General features: G+C 63.6%; 10 protein-coding genes. 4 read left to right on the plus strand and 6 right to left on the minus strand.

The features are described 5' to 3' along the window. Window positions 1-12: 12 nt before the first annotated feature. The 4 genes from tsaE to coaA all read right to left on the minus strand — a co-directional run bounded on the left by tsaE (window position 13) and on the right by coaA (window position 3376). Entirely contained in the window at window positions 13-561 is a 549-nt protein-coding gene (gene tsaE, locus J2T21_RS12625) for a tRNA (adenosine(37)-N6)-threonylcarbamoyltransferase complex ATPase subunit type 1 TsaE (RefSeq protein ID WP_373457927.1), read from the minus strand. Continuing rightward, complete coding sequence (gene alr, locus J2T21_RS12630) at window positions 554-1699, minus strand: alanine racemase (protein ID WP_307581741.1); 1146 nt, start codon at window positions 1697-1699, stop codon at window positions 554-556. Before alr ends, tsaE begins: the two co-directional genes overlap by 8 nt. A 223-nt stretch (window positions 1700-1922) precedes the next feature. Next, window positions 1923-2321 carry a large conductance mechanosensitive channel protein MscL gene (mscL, locus tag J2T21_RS12635; RefSeq protein ID WP_307581742.1) on the minus strand — a complete coding sequence of 133 codons (399 nt, stop codon included), beginning with the start codon at window positions 2319-2321 and terminating at the stop codon, window positions 1923-1925. Window positions 2322-2416: 95 nt separating this feature from the next. Beyond that, a complete protein-coding gene (gene coaA, locus J2T21_RS12640; protein ID WP_071212965.1) occupies window positions 2417-3376 on the minus strand; it encodes a type I pantothenate kinase in 960 nt (319 codons plus the stop codon). Between the two features lie 148 nt (window positions 3377-3524). Here coaA and glmS point away from each other — a divergent pair, with 148 nt between their 5' ends. Then, window positions 3525-5396: a glutamine--fructose-6-phosphate transaminase (isomerizing) gene (gene glmS / locus J2T21_RS12645; protein WP_307581710.1), complete on the plus strand. Its 1872-nt coding sequence runs from the start codon at window positions 3525-3527 to the stop codon at window positions 5394-5396. A gap of 88 nt (window positions 5397-5484) precedes the next feature. Here glmS and J2T21_RS12650 read toward each other — a convergent pair whose 3' ends face one another. After that, entirely contained in the window at window positions 5485-6060 is a 576-nt protein-coding gene (locus J2T21_RS12650) for a mycothiol transferase (protein ID WP_307581711.1), read from the minus strand. Between the two features lie 103 nt (window positions 6061-6163). Between J2T21_RS12650 and J2T21_RS12655 the strand changes: the two genes are divergently transcribed. The 3 genes from J2T21_RS12655 to J2T21_RS12665 all read left to right on the plus strand — a co-directional run bounded on the left by J2T21_RS12655 (window position 6164) and on the right by J2T21_RS12665 (window position 9287). Continuing rightward, on the plus strand, window positions 6164-6514 hold the full coding sequence (locus J2T21_RS12655; protein WP_307581712.1) for a holo-ACP synthase: 351 nt from the start codon (window positions 6164-6166) through the stop codon (window positions 6512-6514). An 84-nt stretch (window positions 6515-6598) separates the two neighbouring features. Beyond that, window positions 6599-8134, plus strand: a complete 1536-nt coding sequence (locus J2T21_RS12660) for an NAD(P)H-hydrate dehydratase (protein WP_307581713.1) — start codon at window positions 6599-6601, stop codon at window positions 8132-8134. Between the two features lie 523 nt (window positions 8135-8657). Continuing rightward, entirely contained in the window at window positions 8658-9287 is a 630-nt protein-coding gene (locus tag J2T21_RS12665) for a hypothetical protein (protein ID WP_307581714.1), read from the plus strand. A 972-nt stretch (window positions 9288-10259) separates the two neighbouring features. Here the strand turns inward: J2T21_RS12665 and J2T21_RS12670 are convergent. Beyond that, complete coding sequence (locus J2T21_RS12670) at window positions 10260-11213, minus strand: helix-turn-helix domain-containing protein (protein ID WP_307581715.1); 954 nt, start codon at window positions 11211-11213, stop codon at window positions 10260-10262. Between the last annotated feature and the right edge of the window lie 128 nt (window positions 11214-11341).

Raw genomic sequence — 11341 nt, forward strand, 5'->3', positions numbered from 1 at the left:
CTATCTTTTCCCTTAGCTCGTGAAGTCGTTCAGCAGGGCCGCAAGCGCCGGGTCGTTGTCCCAGCGCGGTCCGATGGCCGTGAGCTTGATGGTGCGCGGTTCGTCGTCCTCGCCCTCGTGGAAGTCGAAGACCAGGTCCTCGTGGTTCTGCACCGAGCCGGGGCGCAGCAGCACGATCTCCAAGCGGGAGTCGCTGAGCTGCTCGACCTTGCCCGCGCCCCACTCCACGACGGTGACGGATTGGGCCATGGTCGCTTCCAGGTCCAGATCGTCGAGCTCGGCGGCACTGGCCAGCCGGTAGGCGTCAACGTGCACCAGGTCGGGCCCGGTGCCAAGGGTCGGGTGGGTCCGGGAGATCACGAAGGTGGGGGAAATGATGCCCTCACGCACCCCCATCCCCAGCCCCAGGCCCTGGGTGAAGGTGGTCTTGCCGGCACCGAGCACACCGGTGAGCACCAGCAGGTCCCCGGGTTCCAGGATCGCCCCGAGCCGGTGCGCGAAGTCCTTGGTCTGGGCAATGTCGTGGACCGCGAGCTCAACGGCCGCCGAAGCCTCACTCACCGGATTCACCCCAGGTGCCTTCCACCAGCCGGCGCGGGACCCGCGGGGAAATGCGGGTGACGATCTCGTAGTTGATGGTGCCGGCGGCGTCGGCCCACTCGGTAACCGAGGGGCCGCCCTCGCCAAAGAGGATGACCTCGGAACCCAGCATTGCCTCGACGTCGACATCCGGGCCCAGGTCCACGACGAACTGGTCCATGGCGATGGTGCCGCGGACCCGGTAGATCGTGCCGTTGATGCTCACCGGTGCGTTCAGCGCAACGCGCGGCACCCCGTCGGCGTAGCCCATCGGAACCAGCCCCAGGTAGGTTTCGGATTCCGTGTGGTAGCGCAGTCCGTAGCCCATGCCCTGCCCGGCCGGGACCTTCTTGACGTTGGCGATCCTGCTGACCAGCGTCATCGCCGGGCGCAGGCCGTAGCGTGCCGGGTCTTCCCCGGCAAATGGGCTCAGTCCGTACAGGCCCAGGCCCAGGCGGACCATGTCGTAGTGGGCGTCCGGGCGGGTGAGAATCGCCGGGGTGTTGGCGATGTGCCGCACCTCGAGGTCGAAGCCCGCGTCCTCGGCCAGGGCCACGGCCTGGTTGAAGGCCTCGAGCTGGCCGTCGGTTTCCGGGCGTTCGGGTTCGTCGGCGACAGCCAGGTGGGAAAAGACGCCCACCACGCGCATCAATCCCTCTTCCTGGTAGCTGGCCGCCCGGCCCAGCAACAGTTCCCATTCCGCAGGGGTGCAGCCGTTGCGGCCCAGCCCGGTGTCGATCTTCAGGTGCACGCGTGCCGGTTGGGCCGCCGCTTCGGCGGCGCGTGCCACGTACTCAAGTTCCCAGCCGGACACGGCCAGGTCGATGTTTGCGGCGATGGCCTCGGCGAAGGGGGTCCCCTTGGTGTGCAGCCAGGCCAGCATCGGGACCTCGAGTCCCGCCTCACGCACCTTCAGGGCCTCGGTGACGTGGGCACAGCCCAGCCAGGTGGCCCCGGCCTGCACCGCGGCTCGTCCCACGGCCACGGCTCCGTGGCCGTAGCCGTCGGCCTTGACCACGCCCATGATGGCGGCCGGAGCCACCAACTCGGCCACCCGCTTCACGTTTTCGCGGACATTGGCCAGATCGATGATGGCGCGCCGCTCCCAGTCCGACGTCATTGTCGGGTCCTGGGTGTGGGTTGGATTTTCGGTCTGATCGGTAGATTGTGCACTCACCGCTCCATCATCCCACTATCGATGCGGTGCGTGCTTCAGGGGCACACCGCCTGCCCGGGCCCGTGCGGCGCCTGGCCTTGGACATGAGAATGCCCCGGCAGCCGGATCGCAAGGATCATAGCCACCGGGGCATCATCGGTCGTGGCACCCGAAGGTGCGCAGTTGATCAGACGGTTCGATTGCGCAGTTCGTCGCGGATCTCGGCCAGCAGGGCAACCTGCGGATCGATTTCCTCGGCGGGCTCCTCGACGCCCAGGCGGGCCTGGCGCATCTCGGCGAGGTGCTTCATCGGCACAACGACGATGAAGTAAATGGCGGCAGCAATCAGGATGAAGTTCACCAAGACGGTCAGGAAGACGCCGAACTTGACCTCCACACCGTCACCGATCGTGACAATGAGGAAGTTGTCGAAGTTCGGCGAACCGACCAATGCTGCGATCAGTGGCATGATGATGTTTTCCACCAATGAGTTGACCACGGCACCAAAAGCGGCACCAATGACAACGGCAACTGCAAGGTCAACAACGTTGCCCTGCATAATGAAATCTCTGAATCCTTTGAGCATGTGCCCAGCTTTGCACACATTGCCAGTGGTCAATAGGTGGTGTCGGGGTGTTTTTTCGAAAAGTTTACGAACCGTTCATCGAACACAGTGCGGTTCTAGATCTTGCGCAGCAGCATCCGGCGGATCGAATGGTCCGCCGATTTGCTTAAAACGAGCTGTGCGCGGCCGCGCGTCGGGATGACGTTTTCCCGCAGGTTCGGCTCGTTGATGCGCTTCCAGATGCCGTGCGCCGTTTCCCTCGCTTCGTCGTCGCTGAGCGATGCGTAGCGGTGGAAATAGGACGCTGGATCCGAGAAGGCACCCGAACGCAGCTTCATGAATCGGCGGATATACCACTCCTCGATGTCCGCCGTCCGCGCGTCGACATAGACGGAGAAGTCAAAGAAATCGCTCAGCGCCAGGCCCGCGGTGCCGTCCATCCGGGCCCGGGCCGGCTGCAGGACGTTGAGCCCCTCCACGATCAGCACCTGCGGGGAGCGGACCACCACCTCCTTGCCGGGGACGATGTCGTAGCTCAGGTGTGAATACCAGGGGGCGCGCACCTCGGGGGCCCCGGATTTCACTTCCGAGACAAAACGCAACAGGCGGCGGCGGTCGTAGGACTCGGGGAAGCCCTTGCGGTGCATGATGCCGCGTTTTTCCAGATCCGCGTTCGGGTACAGGAAGCCATCGGTCGTGATCAATTGCACGTCGGGGGTGTCGGGCCAGCGGCGCAGCAATTCCTGCAGCACGCGGGCGGTCGTGGACTTGCCCACGGCCACCGAACCTGCCACGCCGATGACGAAGGGGGTGCGTCGGGTTTTTTCCCCGAGGAACGTGTTGGTGGCCTGGTGCAGGGAGGCCGCGCCCTGGACATAGAGGTTAAGCAGGCGCGACAAGGGCAGGTACACCTCGCGCACCTCGGCGAGGTTGAGCTGTTCACCCAGGCCGCTGAGGCGGCGTAGATCCGCTTCGTCCAGTGGCTGCTTCAGTTCATTGGACAGTCTTGCCCAGGTCTGGCGGTCCAATTCGACAAAGGGTGTTGCACTGTAGTCGACCGCGCGCTGTCCATTCACGCCTTGAATTGTGCCAACAACCCACCTGTATTCCCAAACTTCGCCATTTGGCCATACTTCCCGGCTATGTTCATGACCACAAAATATTATGCCCACCCGACATGGCAAATGTATCTGCGGCCTTGTGCGGCACGGTACTCTTTTTTTCATGTGTGGAATTGTTGGATACGTAGGTAATGCTGGACGCGCGGCCGATCACGGCGCGCTCGATGTGATTCTCGAGGGCCTGCGGCGCCTCGAATATCGCGGTTACGACTCGGCCGGCCTGGCCGTTGTCACCGACGCGGGCATCGACTCGCGCAAGAAGGCCGGGAAGCTCGCCAACCTCGTCCAGTCGCTGGAAGACGCACCGCTGCCGGCGGCCCTGACCGGCATCGGGCACACCCGCTGGGCGACCCACGGCGGCCCGACCGACGCCAACGCCCACCCGCACCTTGCCGACGAAGGCAACCTCGCAATGATCCACAACGGCATCATCGAGAACTTCGCCGAGCTGAAGGCCAAGCTGCGCGCCGAGGGCGTCGAGTTCATCTCCGACACCGACACCGAAGTCGCAGCGGCCCTGCTCGGCTCCGTCTACCGCGGCGCCGGCGAGGGGAACCTGACCCGTTCCATGGAGCTGACCGCCCGCCAGCTCGAGGGCGCCTTCACCCTGCTGGCCGTGCACGCCGAACACCCCGGTGTCGTCGTGGCCGCCCGCCGCAACTCCCCGCTGGTGCTGGGACTCGGCGACGGGGAAAACTTCCTGGGTTCGGATGTCTCGGGCTTCATCGACTTCACCCGCCGCGCCGTCGAGCTGGGCCAGGACCAGATCGTCACCATCACCCCCGAAACCCACAGCATCACCGACTTCGAGGGCAACTCCGCCGAGGGCAAGGAATTCCACGTCGATTGGGACGCCGCCAGCGCCGAAAAGGGCGGCTTCGCCTCCTTCATGGAAAAGGAAATCTTTGACCAGCCCGCGGCTGTCGCAGACACCCTGCTCGGCCGCTCCGACGCCTTTGGCCGCCTGACCCTCGACGAACTGCGCATCTCCCCAGAGGAACTTGCCTCCGTCACCAAGATCGTCGTGCTGGCCTGCGGCACCTCCGCCTACGGCGGATCGGTTGCCAAGTACGCCATCGAGAACTGGTGCCGCATCCCGGTCGAGGTCGAGCTGAGCCACGAGTTCCGCTACCGCGACCCGATCGTTGACTCGAACACCCTGGTCGTCTCCATCTCGCAGTCCGGCGAAACCATGGATACGCTCATGGCCGTTCGCTACGCCAAGGAGCAGGGCGCCAAGACCCTGTCGATCTGCAACACCAACGGTTCGACCATCCCGCGCGAGTCCGACGCCGTGCTCTACACGCACGCCGGACCGGAAATCGCTGTGGCCTCCACCAAGGCCTTCCTGGCGCAGATCACCGCAACCTACCTGCTGGGCCTGTACCTGGGCCAGCTGCGCGGGAACCTGTTCAGCGGCCAGATCAAGGACATCCTGGCCGATTTGGGCAAGATCCCGGCGAAGATCCAGGACATCCTGGACCGCGCCGAGGAAATCAAGACGCTGGCACGCTCGATGAAGGACACCGAATCGGTGCTCTTCCTGGGCCGCCACGTGGGCTACCCGGTCGCCATGGAGGGTGCCCTGAAGCTCAAGGAAATCGCCTACATCCACGCCGAGGGCTTTGCCGCCGGCGAGCTCAAGCACGGCCCGATCGCACTGATCGAGCAGGACAAGGCCGTCTTCGTGGTGGTCCCCTCCCCGCGCGGCCGCGACTCGCTGCACTCCAAGGTGGTCTCCAACATCCAGGAGGTCCGCGCCCGCGGCGCCAAGACCCTGGTCATCGCCGAGGAAGGCGACGAGGCGGTGCGCGACTACGCCGAGTTCATCTTCTACGTCCCGGAGACCCCGACGCTGCTGATGCCGCTGCTGGCCACCGTCCCGCTGCAGCTCTTCGCCTGCGAACTGGCCACGGCCAAGGGCCTGGACGTCGACCAGCCACGCAACCTGGCCAAGTCGGTCACGGTCGAGTAGGTCTTAGACGCAAAGACGTTCCACCGTCGTGCGGTGCCGGTGCCTTACCCCTTGGGGAGAAGGCACCGGCACCGTTCGGCGTTAAGCCCTATGGGCGCTTGGCGTGGTTCATGTCCTTGTAGATGCCGCGCACGAACTGCGCCTGGGCCAGGTGCGCGGTGGTCTCTCCCAGGATGCTCACCAGCCGGGCCGCCGCGGTGACCGGCGGGTCCCAGCGCCGGTCGATCACCGTGCCCAGGTCCGGCTCGCGCAGCGTGCCCAGGATTTCCAGGGACTGCCGGTGGACATCCAGGTGGTAGCCGCGCAGGTATTGGCCGTCGTACATCCCGAAGTCGGCCACCTGTTCACTGCTGTGCCCGAATCCGGTGTCCAGCCGCCGGTAGGGCAGGTTGAAGCGGGACACCCAGTCGTTGGCAATCCACCGCTGCTCCGCCTCCGAGGCTGGATCCAGTGCCCTGGCCAGGAACGTGAAATGGTCATCCTGCACCCGGCTCAGGTGCCAGATGAGCCACGCGACGGGGTTCGCGGAGTTGCTGGCCCGAAAACGCAGCATCCGCGGCTCGGCGCTCTCGAGCACCGTCTCGATCCCCTCGCTCACCCGCGTGAAGCCGTCGCGCAGCAGCAAGACCGCGCTTGGTCCCGGGTCGTTCCCGTTCGCTCCCATAGCTATTCTCCTTCCCCGTTTGCACCCTGCAGGCGGTAACTGGAAGCCTACGCCCGTGCGCCCCGGGACGGGACGGGAGCGCTGAGCCGATAAACTCGAGGGCATGATCGTGGGAATTGGTGTTGACGTGGTCCAGGTGTCTCGTTTCAAGGCACAGCTTGAGCGGACCCCCGCACTGCTCGAACGCCTCTTCGTCCCCGAGGAACGTGAACTGCATGTCCGTTCCCTGGCCGCGCGCTTTGCCGCCAAGGAGGCCATTGCCAAGGCGCTCGGTGCCCCGGCCGGGATGAACTGGCAGCATTGCCGGATCGAGAAGGACCAGGCGGGCGATCCCTACGTGGTGCTCGACGGTTCGGTGGCCGAGGCCGCGTCAAAGAAGGGCGTGGTGCACTGGCACCTGTCCATGAGCCATGACGGGGACCTGGCCACGGCCATGGTCGTGGCCGAACGCTGAGACCCGTCCCCCGCACCGGGCGCGCCCGCGCCCGCCAGCCGAAACCTGCGGCAAATACCAGCCGCGGTTGGGTATTCTGAACACATGATCCCCGTCTATGCAGGTTCCAGTGTTCGAGATGCCGAAAAGCCGCTGCTTCGCGATGCCAACGACCTGAGACTGATGCGCTGGGCCGCGGACGCGCTGGCACACCAGGCGGTGCTGATGCTCAAGGAATACACCGGCCGCCTCTACGGTTCCCGCGTGGTGGCACTGGTCGGACCGGGCAACAACGGCGGGGACGGACTCTTTGCCCTGGCCGCCCTGGCCAGGCGCGGAGTCGCCGTCACCGCGGTGCTGCTGGCCTCCCAGGCCCACCAGGAGGGCCTGGCCGCGCTGGCGCGCGCAGGCGGCCGCACCGCCTCCGCCGAGGCCCTGGAGGCGCTAATCGAGGAATGCGACCTGTTCATCGACGCCGCCTACGGCACCGGGCTGCGCCCCGGTGTCCAACTGCCGGCCATCCCCCGCCACATCCCGGTGCTCGCGTGCGACGTACCCAGCGGCGTCGATGCCGACACCGGCGCGGCTGCCCAGAGCGTGATCCCGGCCGAGCGGACCGTGACCTTTGGTGCGCTGAAGACCGGCCTCGTGGTGGGATCCGGGCACCTGGTCTCCGGACGCATCCGCGTCACCGACATCGGGCTCACCCCGACCCTGGGCAAGCCGGAGGCCTGGGTCGTGCAGGGAGACGACCTGGAATTGTTGCTCGACCGCGACCGCGGCTGGTCGGCGGCGGGCAGGCACAAGTACCAGCGCGGAGTGCTGGGATTGCTGGCCGGTTCCGTCCGTTACCCCGGCGCCGCAGTGCTCAGCGCCCGTGCTGCCGTCGCCAGCGGGCTGGGGCTGCTGCGCACCATCGTCCCCGAGAACGTGGCCGCGGCCCTGACCAGCCAGGTCCCCGAGGCCGTTCCGCTGGGCACCGACGAGCTCACCGCCCTGCTGGCGCAAAACCGCCGCAACGGGCGCGAGGGCGCCACCCGCATCGGAGCCTGGGCCATCGGCCCCGGACTGGAAGACACGCCCGAGACGCGCCAGCACCTGCAACAGATCCTCTCGGCCAACAATCCGTGCGTCATCGACGCCAGCGCGCTGGCGATGCTGGAACCGGGCGAACACCGCCAGCTGCGCATCCTCACCCCGCACGCCGGGGAACTGAATGCCCTGCTGGCCAAGGCCGGGGTGCGCGTCAGCGCCCGGGACATCGCCGCTGACCCGATCCGCTGGGCCCGCTGGGCCGCGGTCGCCTACGACTGCGTGATCCTGCTCAAGGGTTCGGCAACCATCTGCACGGCCCCGGACGGCTACGCACTGATCGTGCACGCCTCAACCCCGGACCTGGCCACCGCGGGCAGCGGGGATGTGCTCACCGGCATCCTGGGCACGTTGCTGGCGGCCGCCGATTTCCCGGCCACGCCCACCACCGGCGACGCCACCGCGCTGACCCACCGGCTGACCGATCTGGCCGCGGCCGGCGCGTTGATTCATGCCCATGCCGGTGCATTGGCGGCACGCGAAGGCACGGTCAGTGCCGTGGACCTGCTGGTGGAGCTGCCACGAGCGGCCAGGGACCTGGGGCTCTAGAAACGCCGACGTAGTCAAACGAATACGATTTGTACGGTTCGACGATCATTTGATGTTCGGATCATTTTTGGCAAGCCCCCTGCCCACAACCTTATTAGCGCACTGATCGTTCCGGACTGCGATTTTCGCTAGCTCCTATCCGGCAAATTCGACTGCCGATTCGATCCGGAAAGACTTGGTTCGTCGGGCAATGTTCACATGCATCCGGTGAACCGCAATCTGCAACCTCATCGCGGAATCACTGACCGGCAAACTACGTCGATAGTCCGTTATTCAAGTTACATTGATCCACACGGTCGTTTTCTAGAAATTGGTTGAATGAAAAATTTTCAACGTTAGAATTCTCGTCTTGTTCGGTCCACTGAGCGTTGAGCAGGGAGCGAAGCTGAACGTGAGACAGTCTAAGGAGTAGAAAATTTCCTTCCCTAAAAATAAATGTTATCCAATTAAGTCAAAAGTGCATATGTTGAACCTAGAAGAGGTCGATTTTGTTTTTCCAAAGCCGGTGAAAGATGATTAACTTATGATCAACTTCTGGAAGTCCCTGATGCCCGGCGAAAAGCGCGCATTCATTGTATTTAGTGTCGGCACAGTCGCCTACCTGATCGTCATCTACGGTGATCATTCCATGGACACGTGGATGACCCGAACTGGAACCTACTTGTCGTTCGCTGGCGTCCTGATTGCGTTGGTTATCTATTTGCGCCAGGGTAGAGACGCGAAGGGCTCGGAACAGCGCATCCGATCCGAAATCGCGAAAAGCACTTCAAGCCTTCCCGAGCTGCTGGAGCGCGTAATGGAATCTTCGTCGGTCTCGGATGAAGCGCCGGTTGAGGAAGAGGACATGTATGCGGCCGCCACGGCAATCGCATATCTTGCTGACATCAACCTCAGCGATGGAGTGGTGACGGTGGGTCGCGACGACATACCACTCTCTATACTGGCTGACATTGTAGAGCACTGGAACGAAACTGAGGCTGCTGGGAAATGGACTGTGCGCGACGCCAGCTATGGATTCCGAAAAAAGGGCAAGGGCAACCATCCTTGGTTTATCGCGTTCCGCGCCGAAACCGACTCGCCGAGGCTGTGGAAAGTTAGTCGCGGCGGTCGAGCGAACCCCAATGCGACCGTCGCCGAATTGCTCCTCGACTAACGGGAGCCCCATGACTGGATTAGGAATTCTGGGAATTTTGGCTTACCCGGGGATCAAGCAGGTCCCCCGCTAGCCATTACTCTTACGCTTGCCCAAAGTCCCGGTGAGCGACGGCCACCTTGTAGATAGCCCCGTGCTTCAGCTCAACCGCCTAGTTGTCCTTGAGCTGCTCGGTCAATTGCTACCCCCCTTAAGCATCAACAGCTTAAGACGTGCCATCGCATCTGAGCGTTCATTGATTGCCAACCCATTGATCGACTTTTATGACTTGATGGCGTAGGTTGTGGCGGCCTCATCCTTCCCCAACATAGAGGTCATCTGCTCAACAATCGCCTCGGGTAGTGCAGTCGGACTTTCGCTTTGGTGGATGGTGCGGCGCCCGTTGCCCTACGATCGACTTTGCCGAACAGGCTTCCAGGACGAGTCTCCGCAGATCGGGGACTGCACAATCGCGGCGGATAGTTCATTACTCAACTGCATCGCCAATGTTCAGTTGGACTCCCTGAAAAATTGCGGTAAATAATCCTGCCGAACTTCTTCTGATTGTTACAGCCGCGAATTTTCCCCACATTGAATCGTGAGTGACAACCGCTGAAGTCACTTCGATAGAACGTGGGTGAAACTCTAGAACAGCGTGTTCTGCAGCCAGGAAATTGGATGTTCAAGTACAGCGACGCCGGAGGTCGAAGCCAGGTGTCCCCCGGTGAGTACCCCCGCTCTTGCCACGGAGAAGGAAGGTTCAAGTACGAGATCATGGGCTGCATCTTCCAACTTTCGAGCCGTTCGGTCGTGGCCAGAAATCTACCCGGCAATGCAGAGGACAACAACTGTCATTACGTACCGTCTCATGGCCGCCACAGGGTGCTCCATGCCATTGCCCACAACCTGCGAACGCGGCCATACCAGGCTTCGCATGCAGGAAGCTCACCCCGGCGAAACCAGGCCGAGCACTGTCCGCTGGCGGGACGAAACCTACAGGCAGAGAGGATCGCCGAGATCCACCCTGCCACCGTCGACTGTCAGGGTCGCCTCGACACAGAACTGCCGCGTTTTCTCGGCCACATTGACCATCGCGGTCAGCGCCGTGGCACTGTCCTGAACCTCGACCCGTTGGGCCAACTCGGAGCGTGGGTCACCTTTCGGATAGAACACGGCCTCCATTCCGTTGCCGAAGGCCCGTCCGTCATTGCGCAGCACGCGGCCCCACAGTGCCTGGCAGTCGTGCGAGAAAACAATCTCCATCCGGGTATCCCGGGCACGGTTTTCCGAGGCGACGACGATCCCGTCCTTGGTGCAGGGCATGTCCAACACGTTGCTGCCTGTCGTTGCTGCACGGATGTCACCGCTGTCGCCGGCGGCAAGGGTTGCGGTCGCGAAGTGTCCTGCAACGATGCCGGCGAAAAGGACGCAGGCCAGCACAAACGCCATCTTCCCGAACGGGGTCCGGTGCGGCCGGCTGTGCACGACGGCCGGGATCGGGCCGTCGACTAAGTTGCGTGCCTGGATATGAGCACCTCCACGGCTTGTGTCCACCGCATGATCATGAGCGTGCCCGACAGCCACACCGGATACGTGGTTGGGTTCCGGGATCCCCTGCTGCTGCGCCGGATCCTGATCCGCGGAGCCAACGGGCGCCCGTTCATCAGTGGCATCCAGCCGCAACAATCGTTCGCGTTCGGACATCATCAGCTCCGGATCGCGGTCCAGTCCTGTCATGATTCCCAACACCGTGCGGGCGCTGGGAATCCGTAGCCCCCTCATGGCGTCGCTGACCGCGCTCTTGGAGATTCCACCTCGGTTGGCGATGGTTTGGTAGGTCGGCATGCCTGCGGCTTCGAGCTCCTCGCGCAAGAGCCCACCGAGGATTTCTGCCCCCGAGCGTTCGCTTGCGCCCGCAGCCGCTGCGGTGTTCCCCAAATCACCCATGATTTCTGAAATTCCCCCCTGTCATGGGAAGCATCATCCCGTGACGATCAAAACCCTATACGTCCGAAGCCCTTTTTAGGTAAATCGGTGTGGAAAATGAAGGGGCGGGGCGGCCACCCTCAGGATGA

It is taken from the genome of Paeniglutamicibacter psychrophenolicus (assembly GCF_030812255.1).
GTDB lineage: Bacteria > Actinomycetota > Actinomycetes > Actinomycetales > Micrococcaceae > Paeniglutamicibacter > Paeniglutamicibacter psychrophenolicus_A.